This window comes from Gracilibacillus sp. JCM 18966 (genome assembly GCF_055392695.1).
Genome location: NZ_AP043883.1, coordinates 4,167,279 through 4,189,744, shown reverse-complemented (window position 1 = coordinate 4,189,744; position 22,466 = coordinate 4,167,279). Strand labels below are relative to the sequence as shown.

Genomic DNA, 22,466 nt, shown 5'->3' with positions numbered 1-22,466 from the left:
ATATTTATGTTAATATAAGATGGAGTCTGGTGATAAAATGGCAAAAAGATTATTAGGAGTTGAGAAAATGGAACACACCATGCGCCTAAATGAAACACCTTTCTATTCAATGAAATCTGGGAGAAAAAAAGTAGAGGTCAGATTAAATGATGAGAAAAGAAGAAGAGTAAAAGTAGGAGATACAATAACATTCACAAAAATCCCTGAAGGCAACGAAACATTAACAGTCGAGGTTATCGGTCTAAAGCAGTATTCGTCTTTCAAAGATATGTATGAAAATATCCCAGCAAGTGATTTTGATGCAGTTGGTAGTTCGATCGGAGAAATGGTCGAACAAACCTATCAAATATATTCTCCAGAGAAGGAAAAGGAATGGGGTACACTCGCGATTATTATTCGATTAATGGATGGAAAAAGTCACAAGTACTAGGATAGTAAATGGGGAGTAATATTAGGGAAAGGAATGATTATTGTTGAAATTATTAAAAGTTATTTTAGCAGTTTTCGTTGTTTGTTTGTCAGGATATGCTTTAGTTACTGGGAGTTTTAGTATAATTCCATATGCACAATTAATCTTAGGATTCATGCTCTTGGCTATGGGAATTAATGAACTTCAAGCAAAACGCAAAGGATATGCCATTATTTCTTTTCTCACGGCTGCATTTGTTATATTCGCCAGTATATTTAGTATTAAGTTAATTCCTTAGGATTCGAATTGTTTTTTTACAAGCTATAAGAGGTGGGATAGGTTTATGATAACAGAATTGAATAAAACCCAATTTAGTAAATGTAGAAAATTACTAAATGAAAATGGTCAATTAGAAGCTATAGCAGTCGTTGAGAATATAAATCCAGGTCGTATTTTTTGTGGATGATTTGGATAACTCAACCTCGGGGCTTATTTGGTTAGGGAATAATGATGGATTTATATTCTTTGGAAGTGAGCAAAACGAGGAATTTAATAAGGAACTAAACGATTTTATTGACAATGTCATTCAGCAAGAAGCAAAAAAAGCCCAACTCAAATGGTTTGAAGGAATCGGCAACCACGAAAAATGGAATAGTGCCATAGAAAGCGTTTTTAAACATCGAAAACTAGGGAGCTGGAATCAGAGAGTTTATACCTTACAGCGGTCCGATTACAAAGATAATGATGAACCTATACTAGGGCAAGAATATCAAGTGGTAAAAATTAGACCTACTATCCTTGACAATAACTCAATAAAAAACATTGAATTTCTACGTTCAAAAATATTAGAGTTTTGGTCCTCTTTTAATCACTTCTTTCACCATGGGATTGGTTATTGTATAATCTACAAAAATGAAATCATTAGTGTTTGTTTTTCAGGATTTGTTGCAGGTAACATACATTGCATAGAAATTGAAACATTAGAAGCTCATCAGGGAAAGAAATTAGCTCAAAAGCTTGCTCATTGTTTTATTAAAGATTGTTTAGAGAATGATATCGTTCCATATTGGGATTGCATGGAGATGAACCAGCCTTCGGTCACAGTGGCAGAGAAGCTAGGCTTCAAAAATATATTTAACTATGTTGGATATGATTTCCCACTATAATAAAATTTTCACAAAATAGGAGCATTCCTGTTATAAGAAAATTTGAGGGATAATCACTGAATTTGAGAAATGCATAAAAAAAGCCCCCCTGGTACGATAGAGAGTGTCATGCATGACCTCGAATTAAGTACCGAAGGAGGACTTCTAGTATGGATTTTACACAAAATAAGCGAATTGCGCAAATCAATGAAGAAACATTAATTATTGGAGTAGATGTAGCGAAACGCAAACATGTCGCTCGGGCGATAGATGATCGTGGACGAGATCTGGTGAAACGGCTTGTCTTCACGAATTCCTATCAAGGTTTCTCCGAGCTGATAGATTGGGCCAAAAACTTGTCAGAAGAACATGGTCGACCAAACCTCATGATTGGGATGGAACCAACTGGTCACTATTGGCTTAATTTAGCCTATTATTTGAAAGCACAAGCAGTATCCGTGGTGGTTGTGAATCCGATGAAGGTAAAGCGATTCAAGGAAATGGACGACGACTCCCCAACAAAGAATGACACAAAGGATGCGAAAGTAATTGCACAAATCATGCGTGACGGTCGTTATCATGAGCCTACTTTACCCGAGGACGTGTACGCAGAATTGCGGGAAGGCATGAAGCTGTATGACATCATTCAAGAGGATGTAGCGTCCATTAAAGCGCAAATGCAAAATGCACTCGATCGATATTTCCCAGAATTTCTGACCGTCTTTAAAGACTGGACGGGAAAAGCTGCCCTCCATTTATTAGATAAGGGCTATTTGCCAGAAGATATTCGAAAAACATCCGAAGAAGCATTGCTTTCCGAGGTGAAACAGGCTGCGACACGAGCAGTTGGCATCAAACGTGTCCAAGCTTTAAAAGAAGCAGCTGAGAATAGTATTGGCCTGAAGGTAGGTTTAAGCATGGCACGCCAAGAAATTCGGTATCTTCTTGATCAGTATAGGATGTTGGAAGAACGATTAATCGCTCTGGAAGCACAACTGGAAGAACTCGTTCTCCATCTTCCTGGTGCTGATCAAATGTTAGCAATTAAAGGGGTAAGTGTCATCACTGTCGCTGGATTTTACGCAGAAGTTGGTGATTTATCTAATTATCAAGATCCACGCCAAATCATAAAATTAGCGGGATTGAACTTAAAGATGAATCAATCAGGTTTATTCAAAGGACAGACAACCATCACCAAACGTGGACGCAAAAGATTGCGGAATTTATTGTATCAAGTGGCAAGACCCTTATCGTTACACAATGAAGGTTTTAAACAGCTGCACCAATACTATCGCTATCGATCGAATAATCCGTTGTCAGGTAAACAATCGTTTATCGCATTAAGCAGGAAACTAATTAAGATATTTTTCACGATAGGAACACGCCAATGCGCATTCAGTGAAGAACGAATGCTTCGGGATATCCCAATGATTTCGAACAAACAGAAAGTCGCTTAATAGAAAGTAGAACATCGTTTACAAAAAACATTCTTGACAATTGAAGCACGGAGTAGCCGGTCGTTATTTTATCCATTAGGGCATAGACCCACTATAGGAGCATTTCCGGCCTCCACCATGGTCAGGTCGAACGAAGGAATTTACGCGCAAAGACGCCGAGAGACGTGGGAGGGTTCACCGCCATGTGCAAGTGGAGATCCATTGTGCGATCATACACCAATAACCATTTAATGGAAAATAAATCCGATACCTTGTTAGAAGTATGACGATTGAATTCCATATTTATCATGATTTATAAATAATAGTAAAGTGGCCTATCATGGACTTCAAGTAATCAAGAGATATTGGAAGGAAAACGATGAAATTCTAAGAATATATTAATTTATTGAGGGAGGGAGGAACCAATATGCTTGCAGCCTTTTTTATTGTAGTAGCCATCATTTTACTATTCGATATGGAAAATATAAGAAGACAGAATAAAGAGATCCTTTCTATTTTGGAAAAAATACAAAACAAATAAAAATTAATATTGTACTTGAACCTTACGTAAGGGAATGATTTATAGTAGGTTAAGACATTACGTAAGGAAAGGAAACTTTAGATGAAAAATAACATAATAAAGGCATTAATCTTTGATAAACAACTACGTTTGTATTTTGTTGACAATACTCCACTCATTAATGAAATTATTCGTAGAAACCATCAACACAATCGAATCACAAATGTAGCTCTAGGAAAAACCTTATCTGGAATTAGCCTCCTATCTGCAACATTGAAGGAGAAGCAGAGGCTTAGTGCTACACTAATCATGAGTAATCCTAAATACAAAATCTTCGCAGACACAGATGCCAGTGGAAATGTACGGGGTTATGCTAATCAAAATTTTGTGAATGAAAATAATAGCTTACAAAACTTAATTGGTAATAATGCTTCCATTCGAATGATTAAAGGAACAGAAATGCATCAATTTACGGGAATTACGGACATGCCTTACCGAGATATTGATAAAGATCTGTCGTATTATTTTAGACAAAGTGAGCAATTGGAAACATATCTGGAAACAAATTTAGCTATAGACGAAGACAATGCTGTTCTCTACAGCTATGCCCTCTATGCTCAACTACTTCCTGGTGCTCCACAACAGCTTTTGACGCTATTGAAGGAAAAAATAAATACGAACACAAGCTTTTTCCATAAATGTAAGTGGTCAAATGGTAATCAGCTTCAAGAAGAGCTGAGAGCTAACTATATCAATGATCTCGAGATTATCGATCAGGTGCCCGTTCAATTTTCGTGTGGTTGCTCAAAAGAGATGTTTTATGGTTTGCTTTATCAATTGAAAGAAAATGAGTTGTTGGAATATATTCAGGCTAACAAACCAATCGAATCAGCTTGTCATATCTGTGGAAAGGTTTATCATTTTTATCCTTCTGAGCTTAAAAACTTATTAAAGAAAGAGGATTAACATGACAATTTATTGGAAAGTCGGCGAACTAGCGAGATTAACTGGCCTGTCGATTCGCACTTTAAGATACTATGACCAAATCAAATTATTCTCCCCTTCTGATTATACAGCATCAGGTCATCGTCGTTATAGCCAGGCTGATCTGCAAAAATTGCACAAGATACTTGTCTTAAAGCAGATGGGGCTATCATTAGAGGAAATCAAGGAAATTACGGAAAATGAAGATTATCATTCCGCAATAGAGACGGTTGATAAACAAATAGACCGTATTCGAGAGGATATAAAAATTCAACAACAATTACTTTCTCAATTAGAACAAACGAAAAAAGAGCTTGCAAATAATAAAGATATTTCGATTAAAGAACTGACAACATTATTCGAGCTTATGAAAATGAACCGTTCAAAGTATTTTTCAAACTCACAATTAGAAGAAATGAAAATGTATTATGATCAAGTGGATACCAATACCTTAAAAGATGTAGAGAAGGAATTCGAATGGCTCCTAAGGAATTTACGTTTAGAAAAAGAGAGAGGATCATCCCCTAAATCAAAAACAGTAATAGAGTTAGCAGTAAGATGGAAAAATATTACCTATTCCTTTTCGAAAAATAACCCAGAAATCGAGAAAAACGCCGAGGCATTTTATGCCGATAATCCAGAAGCTGCATTACAATTTGGATTGGATACTGGCTTATATCTTTATATACAGGAAGCATTAAAGACCTCAGATGATTGAAATGATATTAGGTACAGGTAATGCGCAATCATTATGTAGAGATTGCGTTTCTTTATGTTTGGGTTATATTGTATAGTAACTATCATTCTTTGAATTGGATATTTATATTAAAACAGAGTGGTGTTGGTAAAATAGTAATTTCGGTTAAGAAGTCATTTGTTAAAATTACCACACAATTCGAGGAGGAGTTTTTAACTGCAACAATTTGAATACAGTGTAGAAGACATTCAATTCCAATTAAAATCCGAACTTGATTTCAAGACTGCAATGACTAAAAAGTTAAATTCCCTTGGTAATGAGGGTTGGGAGCTGTCGGGGGTTAACGGAACAGTTTTTTATTTTAAGAGAGAGTACAGGGAATGAGATTAATTGTTAGAACACATTTTTAAATCGGAGGGGATATTATGAATAAAAACTCATCTCATATATACTTAATTTTGTAATAGGAATACTTGTTGGTTTATTCTAAAGAAGTTTATGAAGTTTATTTAGTATATTTTTAAAAAAACAGTAGAAGAGGAGATCAGAAAAAGTGAAGGAATCTGACTAATAGGGGGAATTTCCTATCAATTATAAATACGTAATTTTCCTAGTAGGCTCATATTGCTTAGCCTTTACAGTAAATCTATTACCAGCTATAAAACATCCAGATATGAGCATAAATGTTATCCATTTATTAGCAACTTTATTTTTTATGTTCGTATTAATCATATCCTCTAAGGAAGGCAGTAAAAACTTAAAGGTATTCGCATTATTAGGAGTAATATCAGGTGTATTCATTTTTGTTATCTCATCTTTTAAACAAGCCATGCTTGATCATAGTATATTAGATTTGATTACCTCCTTACAGTATCCATTTTATTTCATTTTTATCGCTCCACTATTCGGCGGCAATATCCTATTGGACTTAAGTTATGGTTCATATTCTTTGATAATGACTCTCTTTTATGGATTAGTTTATGGATTAACAGTTTATTTGAAAATTAGAAGGCTAAATGAGGTGTAACATGTCAATTGTAATGACTAAAGATCTTGCCCAAAGAATAGAACAATCAGAGTTACAGGCTTTAGAGTCTAGACTTTTAGCTATTAAAGAAATAAAAGGTAACCCGATGGATATAGAGATAAAAAAGTTTGGTAATGCTACTGCGTTTTCAGCCAAAAATATACCTGGACCTTCCTTTAATACGATTAAGGGTATTAGTGTAAAGGAAATTGAATTTATTGATTGTATCTTAGATTTCTATCATAAGAGAGAGGTCCCTGCTAGATTTGAAATAACACCTGCTCATTCTTCAACCGATTTGTTCAAGTCCCTTTCTAAGAAAGGTTACAGTCAATGCGGGTTTCACACGGTTCTCTGCGGTTCACCATCTTATGATTTCATTTCAAACAAAAAAATGGACACATCTATTTCTATCCGCGAACTGAAGGAACATGAGTTTGATATCTTCGGAGATTTATATATAAAAGGCTTTAATATGCCTTCTTTCATAAAGGATCATATTGCGCAAAATAATAAAGTATTACATCGTGATAAGCACTGGACTTTCTATTTGGCGAGTTATCAGGGAGAATCTGCTGGAATTGGAGTCTTATTCGAATATGATGGAATAGGGACACTTGCTGCATCAGCTACGATACCAAAATTAAGAAATAAAGGTATACACAGTGCTCTAATATTAAAACGGTTACATGAAGTCAAACGACGCCATTGTCATTTGATTGTTGGTCAAGCGTCATATGGAAGTATAAGTCAAAAAAATATGGAAAGAGCAGGAATGAAGATTGCTTATACAAAAGCGATTTGGACAAAATTTTAAACTTCCCTGTAATCATGAAAAATGCGTTTTTATTAAAATAATGTTCGGTCAAATGGAGGTTCTTGATGAAAAAGGGAGTAGTTCGACCACTAGTAATTTGTCTTTTTCGTAACAAGGAATCCATTCTTGTTGCAGAAGGATACGACAACATTAGCAAAGAATATTATTATCGCCCAATCGGTGGAGAAATTGAATTTGGGGAAATGAGCTCCGATGCATTAAAGAGAGAAATTCAAGAAGAAATAAAGGCAAGCATCACTAATATAGAGTACTTAGGAACGTTAGAGAACATCTTTTCATACAACGGTGAGATTGGACATGAGATCGTATTGGTATATGATGTTACATTTGTTGATACATCATTATATAAGAAAAGTTATTTTGAGGGTATAGAAGACAATGGAAAGATCATCAAGTTGTTCTGGCAGCCCTTGAGCGAGTTCCAAAATGGTAAGCTACGTCTAGTTCCTGAAAATTTATTAGCGCTTATAAATGATTGAGGAAGGTGGCATAATGATACATTATCTAGGAACACCCAAGATAGAAACCACTCGATTGATCCTAAGAAGGATGGCGTTGTCTGATGCTCAAAAGGTATTTAATCACTGGCTTTCTGATGAACGCGTATCGGATAATCGAGTTAGTGCGGCGCATAAAACTGTTATCGAAACAATGGAGAGGGTAGAAAAGATAGTCAAGAATTATGACAGAAAGGAATTTTGTTGGTGGGCTATTGAGCGAAAAGTCAATGGCGAATTAATTGGTGAAATCGACTTGTATGATTTTGATAACCATACAGGAAACTGTGAGTAAGTTACTCGATAGGACACACATGGTGGAATCAAGGGTATGCGACCGAAGCCTTAAAAGCAGTAGTGGAATTTGGTTTCCGATATATGAACATACATAAAATTGCGGCAGCCCATAACACCGATAATCCGGCTTCTGGAAAGGTAATGGTTAAAGCTGGACTGGTTCAAGAAGGAGTTATTAGACATATGATTCGTAATGCCAAAAACCAATATAAAGACTGTGCGGTTTATGGAATAATTCAAGAAGAAGATTACCTTAATACCGACAGTGCTTTTATTGTAGGGATGGAGGACATAAGTAAAAACTGAAAGAAGTACACAACTAAATCCCCCAATCTAGATGTTTTTTTCTCAAAAATGATTTAGAATGAAAGGAAGAAACAAGAAGAAAGGTACGTGATCGCTTTGGACTTTAGACCCTGTATTGATTTGCATCAAGGAAAAGTAAAGCAAATCGTTGGAGATACGTTAAACGAAGTGGGAAAGCCTGTTGTCGAAAATTACATATCAACCTATAAAAGTAATCACTATGCGGAAATGTTTCAACGAGATGGGCTGAAAGGTGGGCATGTTATTATGCTAGGAGATGGAAATCAAGAAGCAGCCTTAGAAGCTTTAAATGCCTATCCAAACGGACTGCAAATTGGTGGGGGGATGAATGCAGATAATGCATCGTTTTATCTTGAAAATGGTGCCTCTCACGTTATTGTCACCTCCTATATTTTTCAAAATGGTGAGTTGAATAAAGAACGATTAGAGAAATTGCTTGATACCATTGGAAAAGACAAGCTTGTGATTGATTTGAGCTGTAAGCAAAAGGATGGAAAATGGTTTGTCGTCACAGATAAATGGACAAAGTTCAGCCAGATTGAAATCAATCAAGAGACGATTCGAGAATTTGAGCAATACTGCGATGAGTTCCTGATTCACGCAGCAGATGTGGAAGGGAAGAGAAGTGGATTTGAAGCAAATTTAGTGGAAAAGCTCGCAGATTGGGTATTGATTCCAACAACCTATGCTGGTGGGATTCGTTCGATGGAGGATCTAGACCATTTTCGCGAGCTATCGAAAGGTAAGCTTGATATTACTATTGGAAGTGCCTTAGATATTTTCGGTGGGGAGTTATCTTACCAGGAAGTAGTAGCATATTGTCATCATAAATAGGAAAAGGGCCGCTTCGTTTAAAAAGAAGTGGCCCTCCTAATTTTAATAAGGATCTGAAGGCTTGGACATTTCCTCTGCCATATCAACCGCTTTTTCCATTTTCTCTTCACGACTGCTTGTCGCATTCTTCAGTCCATCCTCTAATCGTTTACCATAGTCTTGATCACATTGATAGCACATCTCCACCATCTTTTGCTGAATTTCCTCGTGACAACTAGCCAAGGCATTCACAAGGTTTGCGATTAAATCATCCTTCTCCCAATCCGCTAAACGACGGTAGGTTTCTCCCGCTTGACCAAAATTGTTCTCGCGAGAAATAGCTTTACGTTGGAGATTTCCTTCCACATGTGGCTCATGCTCAACGCCTGGATTTTTCGCTTCCTTTAACCCGCCAAGTAAGGATGGCTCATAATCAATATGAGGATTCTTATGTTCCCCATAGTCCTCTCTGAAATCCATTTGTCCACCCGTTTGATTTGTCACAACCTTTTTATGTGGACGGTTGATTGGCAACTGAAGATAATTCGCACCTACACGGTAGCGCTGTGTATCAGAGTAGGAATAGGTTCTCCCTTGCAAAAGCTTATCATCGGAAAAATCAAGCCCATCGACTAGCACCCCTGTACCGAATGCCGATTGCTCTACTTCCGCATGGAAATTATCAGGATTTTTATTTAACACCATTTTTCCAACCTTATGCCATGGATAATCTTCCTTATACCAAATCTTTGTCGGATCTAACGGATCATAATCTAGTTCCGGATGCTCTCCGTCCTCCATAATCTGTACATAAAGCTCCCATTCAGGGTAATTGCCTTCCTCAATGGCTTCGTAGAGATCTTGAGTAGCATGGTTGAAGTTCTGTCCTTGAATTTTATTGGCTTCCTGCTGTGTCAAGTTTCTAATTCCTTGCACAGGCTCCCAATGATATTTCACTAAAACAGCCTTACCTTCCGCATTGATCCATTTGTACGTATGTACTCCAGAGCCTTGCATATGGCGATAAGTCGCTGGAATCCCCCAAGGAGAATAGACAAATGTAATCATATGCATCGCCTCTGGGGACCTGCTGACAAAGTCAAACATACGCTCAAGGTTTTGGTAGTTCGTCACTGGATCAGGGCGGAATGCGTGGATCATATCAGGGAATTTTAATGGATCACGGATAAAGAATATTTTCAAATTATTCCCGACTAAATCCCAGTTGCCATCCTCTGTGTAAAATTTAATCGCAAAGCCACGAGGGTCACGCAACGTTTCTGGAGAGTGCTTGCCGTGAACAACAGTAGAAAATCGCACGAATACCGGTGTTTGTACCTCTGTATTGGTAAACACCTTTGCTCGGGTATATTTGGAGATAGGCTCCCCGTTTACTGTTCCATATGACTGGAAATAACCATGCGCCCCTGTACCACGGGCGTGAACAATACGCTCAGGGATTTTTTCACGATCAAAATGACTTATTTTCTCCAAAAAATCGTAATTCTCCAATGTCATTGGACCACGATTGCCAACGGTTCGAACATTTTGATTGTCTGTCACGTCATGGCCTTGGTGGTTTGTCAAAATTTCCTTTTCCTTCTTATTTTTGTCCATTTGGATGCCTCCTTGATAACTAGTCATCTCCATTATTCCCTAATGATGGCACGTTATGCGGAAAGAGGCATCTAGTCAGTTACTATAGTTGAAAACAAAAGTAGCCATATGCCTGTACACTAATTTTTGCTTGATCTTGAAAGGTTACCTGTCTGTTTGTGAACAATTCCTTTGCACTGAGATTAGCTAATTCATCTAATATAATGTCCTGTTGTTTATCCTCATTATTCAATACAAAAATTAGCCTGTTCGTGTTTGTTCTTTTTTCATAAACAATGACATTTCCTTGCCTTTTTAAAAACTGGAATTCCCCCGAATTGCCGAAGCCTTTAATTTCCTTTCTCCACTGGATTAACTGTTGAACAAATGAAAACAAGGATTGGTCTTGATTCTCGTCTTCCCATTCCATACATGCACGACATCCTGGATCTTCTCCGCCAGATAAGCCAATTTCATCCCCATAATACAAGCATGGGGAACCGAGGAAGGATAACTGAAATAGATACAGTAGTCGTGCCCTTCTCTTGTCGTTATCTGCTAAGGTTAGTATCCTAGCTGTATCGTGACTATCCAATAAATTAAAGGCGACCTCATTCACGTTTTGTGGATACATATGCAGTACATTCGTGATGCTATCCACAAATGTTTGACTATCCATCCTTTGTCTCGCAAAAAATTCTATCGCACCATTGGTGAAAGGATAATTCATCACAGCATCAAATTGATCTCCTTCGAGCCATGGTAAGGAATCATGCCAAATTTCACCGAGGATATAAGCATCAGGCTTGACTTTTTTGACTACCTGTCGAAACTCACGCCAAAAGGAATGGTCAATCTCATTGGCAACATCTAGTCGCCATCCGTCAATATCAAATTCCTTGACCCAATATTCCGCTACATCTAGCAAATATTTTTTCACTTCCGAATTCGCCGTATTTAATTTAGGCATGGTCGAAACAAATCCAAAGGCATCATAATTAGGCTTCGGCTCTGTTTCTATCGGAAAATCCCAAATGTGAAACCAATCCTTGTATCGTGAATCTTCCTGGTTTTCTAATACATCCTGGAATGGTTCGAAATAAAAGCCACTATGGTTAAAAACAGCATCAAGCATGACTTTTATGCCACGTGCATGACATTCCTTCACAAGCCGGCGGAAGGTTTCCTTATCTCCAAATTGGGGATCAATTTCAAAATAATCAATCGTATCGTATTTATGATTAGAATAAGCCTTAAAGATAGGGGTGAGGTAAATGCCGTTTATCCCTAAATTCACTAGGTAGTCAAGGTGATCGATGATTCCTTGAAAATCCCCGCCAAAAAAATTTGTTGGTGTCGGATCAGTGCTGCCCCATGGTAAGGTTCCTTCTGGATTAAGAGAGGGATCCCCATTAGCAAATCGCTCAGGAAAAATTTGATACCATACCGTATCCTTTACCCATTTAGGGGCACGAAAATTATCGGCCTCGTGAAGGTATGGAAAACAATAAAAATTGCCAATTTCCTTAGGTATTTCCTCAAAATAACCTCGCTCTGTTACGATGATCGTTTTATTTTGCGCGGTGGTACAGCGAAAGCCATATCGTAATCTTCGATAGGGTGGTTTTATTTGGATTTTCCAATAATCGATATCTCTAGTGGAACCAGTTCGCTTCATTTCACTGAGCTGATATTGCCAATCCTTTTCTTTAAAATGATAAGGGTCGGCATAGATTAGCTCCACTTTTTTTATGAATTCTTTTTTTGTTTCTAGCATAATTTCTACAGTTTCTTTATCCTTGCCATATACATATGGAAGAATTGCTCGATGACGAATATCTGTTAGCATTGTTCAAAACTCCTTTTATATATAGTAAACAACCCCATTAATTTAATGGGGTTGTTATCAAAAGCATTGCCCGCTTCAATAGGTTAATTTCTCCAGTTAAATTGGATGGTGTCTGTTCCTGTGGTAGGGGTTGAATAGGTTCTATTCGTGCCACTTTCCCAGGTGACATTTCCTTGACTATCTTTTTTAATAAATTTAAATTCGATTTCCTGTCCTGCTGGTACACCTATGTCATAATACCAAGAAGGATATTGATACATAACTTGATTAAAAAATGGACCAATCGCTTTATCTACATCCCAATTACCAAGCTCCTGTGTATTTCCAACTAGATAAATAGAAGTACCATAATCTGTTTCTGCGTTATCGACAACAAAACGAACGGGGACGAGTTGGTTTGTCAAAATTTCAAATCCCTCGTAATTATTGCTTGATACTTGCGACGAAGTCTCCACCGTAACCGCATATTTTCCAGCAGCAAGGGCAGGGATCGTCACAACAATTTCTGAGTCACTCCAGCTTTTTACTTCTGCTGTTTCGTTACCGAAGAACACGTTTCCGTTGGAGCTTCCAAACCCTTCACCAGTTATCGTTATGTCATTCCCTTGTTGACCTACCATTGGACCAACATGTCCGATAGATGGCCCATTGCTCTCTGCTGTATACTGCCATACCGCTACCTCATTTGGAACCAATTCAAAGCTGTTAACTTGTTGATCCTGGTTCACCGTGATGGAATTTCCATTTAATAATCCAGCAAGTACATCGTTATAGCTTCCGCTTGGTAATGCTGTTTGCATGTTTGAGATATTGTATGCGGTGTCTCCACTATTTACAGCAGTTACGACAACATGGTCTCCAAATTTTCTTTCATAAATATAAACATCTTGATTGATCCAACGCTCTGTTGTATTTCCAAAGCCTAGTGCTGGATTGGCTTGTCTTAAGGCTGATAGCTTACTGATCAGTTGATACGCTTTCGTATTTTGATCAAAGCCTGGCATTGGTTTTCTGTTTTCCGGATCTCCTTCTCCTGTTAGATATTGCTCTGTGCCATAATAAATCGTAGGGACACCTCGGGAGGTGAGAAGCACGGCTAATGCCATTTCCGTGTCGGTTTTTGAAGTAGTAGAGGATGTAAATCTACTCATATCATGGTTATCAATAAAGGTAACCTGATCATTTACTTCGTCATAGCTAGCAGATGTATGCTCAATCATTTCATGAAAGTCAGTCCACGTAGCATCTTCATCCTTTAATACAGAGCGGAGCGCTTGACCATAACGAAAATCTAATAAACTCATACCACTTTCATTTGCGAAATCATGATTTTTCGGATCAATTTCTCCTTTTCCTAAAAACCATTCCCCAAATGTAAAAACAGGCTGATGAGTGTAAATATGATTGACTAGTGTTTCCTGCCACCCTCGGGACATATGCTTGACCGCATCGACGCGAATGCCGTCAATCCCAAGATCTAACCAATGCTTGATCGATTCTTTCAAATATTGATCAATTGTTTCGTTTTGGAGATTATAGTCAGCGAGATCATAGAGGTTTCGATAAATCCCATCCTCCAATGAGGAGAAATCAGTTCCCCCATTATGGTGGAATAAGCCTTGATCATCATTAGAATAATTACCGAGTAACGTACCATTATCATAAATCGCACCATTTTCTACATAATTAGGATCTGTCTCAAGAGCGGGAGAAGAATGATTTGGAGTAAAATCAATAATAATCTTCATCCTTTTTTCATGAGCCACCTCTACTAATTGCTGAAAATCCGCTAAGTCTCCGTAAAATGGGTTGGTTTTCTTATAGTCCTTTGCCCAATACCCATGATAAGAAGTATAACCCTCAGGGTGAACAGCATACACATTTTCAACTGGCTGAGAAATCCATAAAGCGGTTACACCTAAATCCGTTAAGTAGCCATTTTCAATCTTTTCGATAATTCCTTGCCAATCTCCGCCTAAATATTTATGCAGATTACTGGCATCTGGGCTATAAAGCTCACCTGTAGGGTTATTCGTTGGATCACCGTCATAGAATCTGTCTGTTACAATTTGATAAATGACATCTTGGGAATAATCGACTTTTGACGAAGCCTCGATTTCCGAGCTAAATTGTTGGAAAACGAGCAAACAAAGCAACATAAATGCAAACGATTTCGCAAAATTTGCTAAAAATTTCACTATTTATCCTCATCCTTTCCAGCTAAATTTGGACTTTTCACCAGAGCCTCCTTTCTAAAAAAACAACCCCGACTTCTCGATTGGAAGCCGGGGTTGTTGGTAAAATCCAAAGCATTGCCCTCAAATTATGATCGAAGATAAATCTTGTTGTTATATATATTATTACAAGAAAGTATAAAATAAGTCAATATAAAATATGTTTTAAAATTTTATTAAAAAGGTTATTTAATGAAGGAAAAATTTAAAATACAAAAATAAAAAGAAAACGCTTGCGCGAAATAAGTGGCGGATGTATAATGTAAACAATTAAGTGCAAGCGATTGCGCAAATTAAATAAAAAGGGGAGTTAGAAATGAAAAAGAAAACATTTTTATTCTCAATTGGGGTTCTATTGATTGCCCTTCTAGCATTAGTAGGATGTGCACCAGACCGAGAAGAGGCAAGTAATAGTGAAGGTAGTGAAGAATCAACAAATGAAGCTTCTGATAATAAGCCTGAAGAACTGACGATTTGGGCAAATGACGAAGAAGAGCAATTACAGGCTATTGAAGAAATCGCTGCCAAATATGAGGAAGAAGAAGGAATTAAGGTGAACGTTGTGGCGAAATCGATGCTAGAACAACTAGATGAGTTGGCACTAGCTGGACCAGAAGGAAGAGGTCCCGATCTATACTTTCAACCACATGATCGTATAGGTGATATTGTCGCTCAAGGACTCGCTCAACCATTAGAAATAGAAGAATCAGATCAAGCCTCCTATAGCCAAGTTTCATTGGATGCGGTTACTTATGAGTATGATGGTCAGACAGATTTATATGGTGTACCTGCTGTTATTGAAACATATGGGATTTTTTATAATAAAGATATTATAACGGAAGAGCCTAGTACAATCGAAGATTTGAAAGTAGCCTTGGAACAACATACCGATGCATCACAGGATAAATACGGATTTTTAATGAAGCCTAATGACTTATATTTTGCTTATCCATTCTTTAAGAACTATGGTGCGTATATCTTTGGTGGTGATGTAGGGGAATATGATATCACGGATGTAGGCTTAGCTAATGAAGGAGCGATTCAAGGTGGAGAGTTATACCAATCTTTCTTTGGTGATGGGATGATTCCAGCATCTACTACTACGGATGTGATTGATGGATTGTTTACAGAAGGAAAAATCGGTGCTGTAATTAATGGACCTTGGAGTATACCTAGCTACCAAAAAGCGCTGGGGGATAAGCTTGGTTTTGTACCTTTCCCTGAAATTAATGGTAAACCTGCGTCTACACTGGTTGGTGTGAAATCATGGATGGTTTCTTATTTCTCAGAAAATACGGAATGGGCAACAGATCTAGCGTTATTTATTACAAATGAAGTGAACCAACAAAAGTATTTTGAAGTGGCAGGGGAGCTTCCAACCAATACCAATGCTTTAGCATCGATTGAAGACCCGATTTATGCTGCGTTTAGTGGACAAATCGAAAATGGTGTGCCAATGCCAAGTACCCCACAAATGTCACAAGTGTGGGAACCAATGAACAATGCTCTACAATTTTTAGCGGAAGGGGAAGATCCTGAATCAGTGTTAACAGAGGCAGTGGAATATATTCATTCCAATATTGAAGCAAGCGGTGGAGCTCAGTAAGAACTTTTTAGAGGAGTTGGGTGTCTGATACCCGCTCCTCTAAGTATGACAAAAAAGCTTCCTATTGTGGTGAGGTAAAGAGCTTTGGGCGTTTGCTATACCATAATGTGAGTTGAATCCTATAATGGTGAGCCCGACTTAATAAAATGTGCCAAGAGCAAAGTAACGTAGCACTTATACATGGATGTATTTTTCATCAATGAACGGGGGTAATTCTGTTGAAAAAAGAAATAAGTAACCATCCTTTTAAAAATCATAACCCAACGATAGCAACGCTTTTATCGATTATTTTTGCAGGGCTTGGTCAATTATATAATCGACGATTTTTAAAAGGATTTATCTTCATCTTATTAGAAGTAGCGTTTCTCTTAACACTACTTGATTCCATCAATTTTGGATTATGGGGACTAAGGACACTTGGAACGATACCGGGTACAGATCATTCGGTTCGATTACTCGTGTTTGGTGTGTTGTCCTTAATTGCCACGGTTTTTCTACTTGTGTTGTATATCTTTAATATTATTGATGCAAGAAAACAAGCGAAAAAGCTGAAGGAAGGCTGGAAGCCAAAGGGATTCAAGGACACGATTATCGATTTTTATGATAGTGCCTTTCCTTATTTGATGACTTTTCCTGGCCTTTTGCTAATGATATTTGTCGTTATTTTTCCATTATTATTTTCCGTATTACTAGCTTTTACGAACTACAATCTTTATAATTCTCCACCTCGTAATCTAGTAGATTGGGTCGGCTTTACCAATTTTACAGAATTAGTGACCGTTCCTATTTGGCAGGAAACCTTTGTCAGTGTACTGGCATGGACGATTGTATGGACAGTTATTGCTACCACCTTACAAATTGCGGTTGGGCTAGTGTTAGCCTTAATCGTGAATGATCCGAGAATACGGTTTAAAAAATTAATTCGAACCATTTTTATCCTACCATGGGCGGTTCCTGCATTTGTGACCATTCTCATTTTTTCTGCCATGTTCAATGACGATTTTGGAGCGATTAACCGAGATATCATTATTCCACTTATCGGTGGAGATGGTATCCCATGGCTAAGTGAACCGATTTATGCCCGTACGGCGGTTATCTTGATTCAAACATGGCTAGGCTTCCCATTTATCTTTGCATTGTTTACAGGGGTTCTACAAAGTATTTCGAAGGATTGGTACGAGGCAGCTGACGTAGATGGAGGAACTCGTTTTCAGAAATTCCGATACATTACCTTTCCTCACGTGATGTTTGCAACAGCGCCACTACTGATCATGCAATATGCACAGAATTTTAATAACTTTAATATTATTTACCTGTTTAATGAAGGTGGACCTCCAGTGCGAAACCAAAACGCAGGTGGGACGGATATCCTCATATCTTGGGTCTATAAGCTAACCTTTGATACGAATAATTATGCCATGGCAGCTGTTATTTCCTTGATCATGGGATTGATTATTTCTGGATTTGCATTCTACCAATTTAGACAAACGAAATCATTTAAAGAAGAAGGTGAAATTTAATGAATCAGAAGCAAAAATCGATTGTAGAACTAACCTTTATGTATCTCGTTATCATCCTAACATCGATCATTATTTTTTATCCATTGATTTGGACAATTGGCATGTCACTAAATCAAGGGAATAGCTTATATTCTTCTTCTTTAATACCAGAAAATTTCTCGTTTGAGCATTACAAATGGCTTTTTAGTGAACAAAGTGACTATTTAATTTGGTATAAAAATTCGATGATTGTATCGATATCCGTTGCTTTGGGGAGTGTTGTCTTAACTTCCTTAGTAGCTTATGCATTTTCCCGATATAAGTTTGTCGGTCGAAAAAATGGGCTGTATGTGTTCCTTTTACTACAAATGTTCCCGGTAATGATGGCAATGGTTGCCCTTTATATTTTTCTAAACATGATAGGGCTACTCGATACGTTAACCGGATTAATTTTTGTTTATTTAGGTGGACAAATTCCATTTAATGCTTGGTTAGTGAAAGGGTATTTTGATACGATACCAAGAGAGCTAGATGAGGCTGCTAGAATTGATGGTGCTGGACATCTCCGTGTTTTCTGGAGTGTGATGCTCCCACTTGCGAAGCCTATCTTAGCTGTTGTTGCCTTGTTTAACTTTATGATGCCATTGTTTGACTTCTTATTGCCATCCATTGTTTTGTCTAGTCAGGAAAATTACACATTGGCTGTAGGCCTCTATAATTTTATTAATGATCAATTTGCCAATAACTTTACACGATTTGCAGCAGGCTCGATTCTTATCGCCGTACCTGTCGCAGCAATCTATTTATTCTTGCAGCGCTACCTCATATCGGGGCTAACAGCTGGTGGTACAAAAGGGTAGGGTGTCCCAGATAAGCAAAATAGATTATAATAGGGGAGACTTGATATTTGCTAATATGAAGAAAGCTTCACAAATGATAAGAATAGATTGGTAGAAGGTGTCGTTTATGGGAGTTACAATAAAAGATGTGGCAAAAAAGGCTGGAGTAGCACCATCCACCGTTTCTAGAGTGATTGCAGATAATCCAAGGATCAGTTTAGAAACAAAAAAACGTGTGCGAAAAGCAATGAAGGATTTGGGGTACCATCCAAATTTTAATGCGCGGAATTTAGCGGTTAGGTCGTCTCAAGCAATCGGTGTCATTATGCCATCCTCTGCCGATAAAGCGCTCCAAAATCCTTTTTTTCCAGAGGTATTACGAGGAATTGGCGCCTATGCGCATAAGACAGAATATTCCTTGTATGTATCGACAGGAGGAAATGAAGAAGAGGTATTTGAAGAGGTAAAGCGGATGGTGAATGGGAACCGAGTAGATGGAATTATCCTGCTCTATTCTCGCATTGCTGATCCTGTTCAACAATTTTTAATCGAGAAAGGTTTCCCTTTTGTCATTGTTGGTAAACCGCAAGAACAAGAAAATGAAATTACTTATGTCGATAATGATAACGTAAAGGCTAGTAAGGAACTAACCAACCACTTAATCGATTTAGGACATGAACATATTGCCTTTATTGGTGGAGCACCTGAGCTCACGGTAACGATTGACCGTCTGAATGGCTATAAAACGGCAATTAAAGAAGCAAATTTAGAGCTACCTGCGGAATATTTTGCCCATGCTGAATTTCTGAAATCAGGGGGACGCGACGCGGTAGAGCAATTATTCGCATTGGATATACCGCCAACTGGATTAGTCGTAGCGGATGATTTAATGTCCTTTGGGGTGATTAGTACATTAGAAGAGCTAGGTTTAAGTTGTCCGGAGGATGTTTCGATTACATCCTTTAACAATCTTTATTTATCAGAGATTACTACACCTCCATTAACTACTGTGGATATTCAAATCTATATGCTAGGATTTCAATCCGCACGTTGTTTAATTGAAAGAACGAAAAATAAAGAAGAGCCAGTAAAGCGTATTATTGTTCCATACGAAATTCAATATAGGCAGTCGACAAAAGAATTAGACGGGAAGAACCGATGAGTTAAAGCTTATCGGTTTTTCTATATTTCTTTATTTGGTCGAATGATTTACAATAGAAAGAAAATCATTAGTAGGTGTGATTGGATGAAGTATGCCTTATATCAAATGAATGTCCATGTGGCAAACCCAGAAAAAAATCGCGAGAAGATTGCTAGTTGGATAGAAAAGCAAATGATGGAGACAAAGCCAGATACCATTGTCCTACCAGAAATGTGGAACACAGGCTATGCCCTAGACCAATTAGAACCAATAGCTGATCAAAATGGCAAAGCGACGATTCCATTTTTAAGTAATTTAGCGAAAGAATTTTCCGTTAATATAGTGGGCGGCTCTGTCGCCAATAAAAAAGAGGACGGGATCTATAATTCTAGCTTTGTGTTGAATCGAGAAGGAGAGGTCATTCATCGATATGACAAAATTCATTTAGTTCCTATGCTCGATGAACCTAAGTACTTAGAAGGTGGTCGAAATAAAGCAGGTCATTTTGAATTAGATGGGGTGAAGATGGGAGTAGTCATCTGCTATGATCTCCGATTTCCTGAGCTATTACGACCATTAGCATTAAATGGTGCAAAGGTAATCCATATTGTAGCCCAATGGCCAAGCGCGAGGATTGAGCATTGGAAGTATCTGTTGCATGCTCGTGCGATTGAAAATCAATGCTACATCATTGCAGTGAATAGCTCTGGCAGTTGTAAGGAAACACAATTCGCTGGCGAATCACTTGTGATTGATCCTGCAGGTAAGCTTGTTACAAGTGGTCCGAGTGAAAAAGAAGCGAGCCTCCATGTGACACTACAGCTAGAAAAAGTGACAGAAACACGTAAAAGCATTCCGATATTTACAAGTCGTGTCCCACATTTATATGAATCAGTGAAGGGAGATTTCCATGCATAAATTTGACGTCTCAGACACTTTAAAAAGATTACCAGAGCAGTTTTTTGCAAATCTCGTTAAAAAGGTGCAAACCTTAGTAGTAAAGGGGCATGATGTTATTAATTTAGGGCAAGGGAATCCTGATCTCCCGACACCTAAATTTATTGTGAAGGCATTACAAGAAGCAAGTGAAAATCCAAAATTTCACAAATATCCGCCCTTTCAAGGCTATTCCTTTTTAAAGGAGGCAGTGGCGGAATTTTATCTGAGAGAGTATGGCGTCAATCTTGATCCAAACAAAGAAGTAGCGATTTTATTTGGTGCGAAGACAGGTCTAGTAGAAATCAGCCAATGTCTCCTCAATCCTGGTGATCGGGTGCTTGTTCCAGACCCAGGCTATCCGGATTATATGTCTGGAATCGCTATAGCCAATGCGCAAGCAGTTTATATGCCTTTGTTAAAGGAAAATGATTTTTTACCTGACTATGGTTTAATGGATAAAGAGGATTTGGATCGTGCTAAATTAATGTTTTTAAATTATCCCAATAACCCTACAGCAGCCACGGCAACACTGGAATTTTTTGAAGAAACTGTCACAGTTGCCAAAGAGCATCATATTTGTGTCGTCCATGATTTTGCTTATGGAGCAATCGGCTTTGAGGATAGGAAGCCACCAAGCTTCTTACAGGCAGAAGGGGCAAAGGATATTGGGGTGGAAATGTATACCCTCTCGAAAACCTTTAATATGGCTGGCTGGAGAATCGGCTTTGCTGTAGGAAATGCCTCCGTAATTGAGAGCATAGAACGAATGCAGGATCATTTCTATGTGAGCATATTTGGTGCGATTCAATATGCAGCAAAGGAAGCCTTACTTCACGGTGAAAAAGCAATGCAAACAAATAACCAAGTGTATGAAGGTAGACGAGCGACTTTTCTGAAGGCTGCTGCGCAAATAGGCTGGCATGGAGGAGTGGCAAAAGGGTCTTTCTTTGTTTGGATGCCAGTCGCAGAAGGCTATACTTCAGAGCAATTCTCGGAGCTTTTATTAGAAAAGGCACATGTCGTTACTGCACCAGGAATTGGCTTTGGACAAGCGGGAGAGGGCTATGTAAGGATTGGTCTGTTGGATAAGGAAGAGCGTCTAGTGGCCGCAGTGGCACGAATTGGGCAATTGAATTTGTTTTAGAATGATGAGGAAATCTCTAACTACTAAAAAAAGGTGTTGAGAAAGATTGGAAAAAGAATCAAAAAAAACAAATCGCAAAAATGAAATATTATCTGCTGCTATCGAAGTATTCGCAGAAATTGGATATTATCGTGCTACAACAGCAAAAGTAGCAGAGCGAGCAAGTATTTCCCAACCGTACATTTTTAAATTCTTTTCTTCAAAGGAAGAGCTATTGCTAAATGCACTTCAATTATCTTGGGAAAGAATTATCAAAAGCTTTCGAAAAACGGTAGAGATAACTTCAGCAGACAAATTAGAATGGGAGCTAATCGAGGCCTATGAAAAGATTTTACGATCCTATAAAAGTGAAATTCTCTTGCAAATGCAGTCCCAAACCATTCCTGATGACTCCATTCGTACAGAAATGCAAAGGGGATTTCGAGAGGTGAATTCATTGGTTGTAAATGCTTTTAAAGAAGCAAATATAGAAAATTCAGAGGAGCGGGCTTTTCTCTTTTTGGCAAGAGGAATGCTCTGTAATGTATCCATGGCATTAGACATGCCTGAACTACTTCATAAAAAAAGGGGATAAGTGATTTATACGCTTATCTTCTTTTTATTATAAAAAAGTGATTGATTAATCACTA

Annotated in this window: 21 protein-coding genes and 1 pseudogene; 19 read left to right on the top strand and 3 right to left on the bottom strand. The window is 37.9% G+C overall.

Annotation, left to right across the window (positions count from 1 at the left end; all coding sequences use genetic code 11):
• Positions 1 to 67: 67 nt before the first annotated feature.
• The 12 genes and pseudogenes from ACZ5N5_RS20320 to hisA all read left to right on the top strand — a co-directional run bounded on the left by ACZ5N5_RS20320 (position 68) and on the right by hisA (position 9,011).
• Positions 68 to 430 (top strand): ASCH domain-containing protein, encoded by a 363-nt coding sequence (locus ACZ5N5_RS20320; RefSeq protein ID WP_277678305.1) that lies wholly within the window; start codon positions 68 to 70, stop codon positions 428 to 430.
• A gap of 43 nt (positions 431 to 473) precedes the next feature.
• Complete coding sequence (locus ACZ5N5_RS20315; protein ID WP_054789269.1) at positions 474 to 707, top strand: DUF3953 domain-containing protein; 234 nt, start codon at positions 474 to 476, stop codon at positions 705 to 707.
• 45 nt (positions 708 to 752) lie between these two features.
• Positions 753 to 1,575: pseudogene (locus tag ACZ5N5_RS20310) on the top strand (GNAT family N-acetyltransferase).
• A 149-nt stretch (positions 1,576 to 1,724) separates the two neighbouring features.
• The gene (locus ACZ5N5_RS20305; RefSeq protein WP_464372779.1) at positions 1,725 to 3,011 is read left to right on the top strand and encodes an IS110 family RNA-guided transposase; all 1,287 of its coding nucleotides are present in this window, start codon (positions 1,725 to 1,727) and stop codon (positions 3,009 to 3,011) included.
• A gap of 601 nt (positions 3,012 to 3,612) precedes the next feature.
• Positions 3,613 to 4,476, top strand: a complete 864-nt coding sequence (locus tag ACZ5N5_RS20300; protein WP_464373015.1) for an Hsp33 family molecular chaperone HslO — start codon at positions 3,613 to 3,615, stop codon at positions 4,474 to 4,476.
• A gap of 1 nt (position 4,477) precedes the next feature.
• Entirely contained in the window at positions 4,478 to 5,212 is a 735-nt protein-coding gene (locus ACZ5N5_RS20295) for a MerR family transcriptional regulator (protein ID WP_464373014.1), read from the top strand.
• 652 nt (positions 5,213 to 5,864) lie between these two features.
• Positions 5,865 to 6,218 (top strand): hypothetical protein, encoded by a 354-nt coding sequence (locus ACZ5N5_RS20290; protein WP_277678308.1) that lies wholly within the window; start codon positions 5,865 to 5,867, stop codon positions 6,216 to 6,218.
• Position 6,219: 1 nt separating this feature from the next.
• Positions 6,220 to 7,035, top strand: coding sequence for a GNAT family N-acetyltransferase (locus ACZ5N5_RS20285; RefSeq protein ID WP_277678309.1), 816 nt, complete (start codon positions 6,220 to 6,222; stop codon positions 7,033 to 7,035).
• A gap of 65 nt (positions 7,036 to 7,100) precedes the next feature.
• Positions 7,101 to 7,535: an NUDIX hydrolase gene (locus ACZ5N5_RS20280; RefSeq protein ID WP_054787159.1), complete on the top strand. Its 435-nt coding sequence runs from the start codon at positions 7,101 to 7,103 to the stop codon at positions 7,533 to 7,535.
• 13 nt (positions 7,536 to 7,548) lie between these two features.
• Complete coding sequence (locus ACZ5N5_RS20275) at positions 7,549 to 7,848, top strand: GNAT family N-acetyltransferase (protein ID WP_464373013.1); 300 nt, start codon at positions 7,549 to 7,551, stop codon at positions 7,846 to 7,848.
• Positions 7,849 to 7,856: 8 nt separating this feature from the next.
• Entirely contained in the window at positions 7,857 to 8,156 is a 300-nt protein-coding gene (locus ACZ5N5_RS20270; protein WP_464373804.1) for a GNAT family N-acetyltransferase, read from the top strand.
• Between the two features lie 96 nt (positions 8,157 to 8,252).
• Positions 8,253 to 9,011, top strand: coding sequence for a phosphoribosylformimino-5-aminoimidazole carboxamide ribotide isomerase (gene hisA / locus ACZ5N5_RS20265; protein ID WP_464373012.1), 759 nt, complete (start codon positions 8,253 to 8,255; stop codon positions 9,009 to 9,011).
• A gap of 42 nt (positions 9,012 to 9,053) precedes the next feature.
• Here the strand turns inward: hisA and ACZ5N5_RS20260 are convergent, their stop codons facing one another.
• The 3 genes from ACZ5N5_RS20260 to ACZ5N5_RS20250 all read right to left on the bottom strand — a co-directional run bounded on the left by ACZ5N5_RS20260 (position 9,054) and on the right by ACZ5N5_RS20250 (position 14,633).
• Positions 9,054 to 10,640, bottom strand: coding sequence for a catalase (locus ACZ5N5_RS20260; RefSeq protein WP_464373011.1), 1,587 nt, complete (start codon positions 10,638 to 10,640; stop codon positions 9,054 to 9,056).
• Between the two features lie 49 nt (positions 10,641 to 10,689).
• Entirely contained in the window at positions 10,690 to 12,435 is a 1,746-nt protein-coding gene (locus ACZ5N5_RS20255) for an alpha-glycosidase (RefSeq protein ID WP_464373010.1), read from the bottom strand.
• A gap of 83 nt (positions 12,436 to 12,518) precedes the next feature.
• Positions 12,519 to 14,633, bottom strand: coding sequence for an alpha-amylase family glycosyl hydrolase (locus tag ACZ5N5_RS20250; protein ID WP_464373009.1), 2,115 nt, complete (start codon positions 14,631 to 14,633; stop codon positions 12,519 to 12,521).
• A 352-nt stretch (positions 14,634 to 14,985) separates the two neighbouring features.
• Between ACZ5N5_RS20250 and ACZ5N5_RS20245 the strand changes: the two genes are divergently transcribed.
• The 7 genes from ACZ5N5_RS20245 (at position 14,986) to ACZ5N5_RS20215 (ending at position 22,411) form a co-directional block, all read left to right on the top strand.
• The gene (locus ACZ5N5_RS20245; protein WP_464373008.1) at positions 14,986 to 16,275 is read left to right on the top strand and encodes a sugar ABC transporter substrate-binding protein; all 1,290 of its coding nucleotides are present in this window, start codon (positions 14,986 to 14,988) and stop codon (positions 16,273 to 16,275) included.
• A 218-nt stretch (positions 16,276 to 16,493) separates the two neighbouring features.
• On the top strand, positions 16,494 to 17,795 hold the full coding sequence (locus ACZ5N5_RS20240; RefSeq protein WP_109983757.1) for a carbohydrate ABC transporter permease: 1,302 nt from the start codon (positions 16,494 to 16,496) through the stop codon (positions 17,793 to 17,795).
• Positions 17,795 to 18,634: a sugar ABC transporter permease gene (locus ACZ5N5_RS20235; protein WP_109983756.1), complete on the top strand. Its 840-nt coding sequence runs from the start codon at positions 17,795 to 17,797 to the stop codon at positions 18,632 to 18,634. Before ACZ5N5_RS20240 ends, ACZ5N5_RS20235 begins: the two co-directional genes overlap by 1 nt.
• Positions 18,635 to 18,740: 106 nt before the next feature.
• Positions 18,741 to 19,775, top strand: a complete 1,035-nt coding sequence (locus tag ACZ5N5_RS20230) for a LacI family DNA-binding transcriptional regulator (RefSeq protein WP_109983755.1) — start codon at positions 18,741 to 18,743, stop codon at positions 19,773 to 19,775.
• 84 nt (positions 19,776 to 19,859) lie between these two features.
• Positions 19,860 to 20,672: a carbon-nitrogen family hydrolase gene (locus tag ACZ5N5_RS20225; protein WP_054859723.1), complete on the top strand. Its 813-nt coding sequence runs from the start codon at positions 19,860 to 19,862 to the stop codon at positions 20,670 to 20,672.
• Positions 20,665 to 21,837 (top strand): aminotransferase class I/II-fold pyridoxal phosphate-dependent enzyme, encoded by a 1,173-nt coding sequence (locus ACZ5N5_RS20220; RefSeq protein ID WP_464373007.1) that lies wholly within the window; start codon positions 20,665 to 20,667, stop codon positions 21,835 to 21,837. The genes ACZ5N5_RS20225 and ACZ5N5_RS20220 overlap by 8 nt, the downstream gene beginning before the upstream one ends.
• Positions 21,838 to 21,883: 46 nt before the next feature.
• Positions 21,884 to 22,411 (top strand): TetR/AcrR family transcriptional regulator, encoded by a 528-nt coding sequence (locus tag ACZ5N5_RS20215; protein WP_464373006.1) that lies wholly within the window; start codon positions 21,884 to 21,886, stop codon positions 22,409 to 22,411.
• Positions 22,412 to 22,466: the final 55 nt, after the last annotated feature.

What these genes read in the sequence shown, in the direction of transcription:
- ACZ5N5_RS20320 (WP_277678305.1), top strand. Translation starts at nt 68, where the DNA reads ATGGAACACACCATGCGCCTAAATGAAACACCTTTCTATTCAATGAAA.
- ACZ5N5_RS20260 (WP_464373011.1), bottom strand. Translation starts at nt 10,640, where the DNA reads ATGGAGATGACTAGTTATCAAGGAGGCATCCAAATGGACAAAAATAAG.
- ACZ5N5_RS20275 (WP_464373013.1), top strand. Translation starts at nt 7,549, where the DNA reads ATGATACATTATCTAGGAACACCCAAGATAGAAACCACTCGATTGATC.
- ACZ5N5_RS20300 (WP_464373015.1), top strand. Translation starts at nt 3,613, where the DNA reads ATGAAAAATAACATAATAAAGGCATTAATCTTTGATAAACAACTACGT.
- ACZ5N5_RS20305 (WP_464372779.1), top strand. Translation starts at nt 1,725, where the DNA reads ATGGATTTTACACAAAATAAGCGAATTGCGCAAATCAATGAAGAAACA.
- ACZ5N5_RS20230 (WP_109983755.1), top strand. Translation starts at nt 18,741, where the DNA reads ATGGGAGTTACAATAAAAGATGTGGCAAAAAAGGCTGGAGTAGCACCA.
- ACZ5N5_RS20220 (WP_464373007.1), top strand. Translation starts at nt 20,665, where the DNA reads ATGCATAAATTTGACGTCTCAGACACTTTAAAAAGATTACCAGAGCAG.
- ACZ5N5_RS20295 (WP_464373014.1), top strand. Translation starts at nt 4,478, where the DNA reads ATGACAATTTATTGGAAAGTCGGCGAACTAGCGAGATTAACTGGCCTG.
- ACZ5N5_RS20290 (WP_277678308.1), top strand. Translation starts at nt 5,865, where the DNA reads ATGAGCATAAATGTTATCCATTTATTAGCAACTTTATTTTTTATGTTC.
- ACZ5N5_RS20245 (WP_464373008.1), top strand. Translation starts at nt 14,986, where the DNA reads ATGAAAAAGAAAACATTTTTATTCTCAATTGGGGTTCTATTGATTGCC.
- ACZ5N5_RS20285 (WP_277678309.1), top strand. Translation starts at nt 6,220, where the DNA reads ATGTCAATTGTAATGACTAAAGATCTTGCCCAAAGAATAGAACAATCA.
- ACZ5N5_RS20280 (WP_054787159.1), top strand. Translation starts at nt 7,101, where the DNA reads ATGAAAAAGGGAGTAGTTCGACCACTAGTAATTTGTCTTTTTCGTAAC.
- ACZ5N5_RS20225 (WP_054859723.1), top strand. Translation starts at nt 19,860, where the DNA reads ATGAAGTATGCCTTATATCAAATGAATGTCCATGTGGCAAACCCAGAA.
- ACZ5N5_RS20235 (WP_109983756.1), top strand. Translation starts at nt 17,795, where the DNA reads ATGAATCAGAAGCAAAAATCGATTGTAGAACTAACCTTTATGTATCTC.
- ACZ5N5_RS20255 (WP_464373010.1), bottom strand. Translation starts at nt 12,435, where the DNA reads ATGCTAACAGATATTCGTCATCGAGCAATTCTTCCATATGTATATGGC.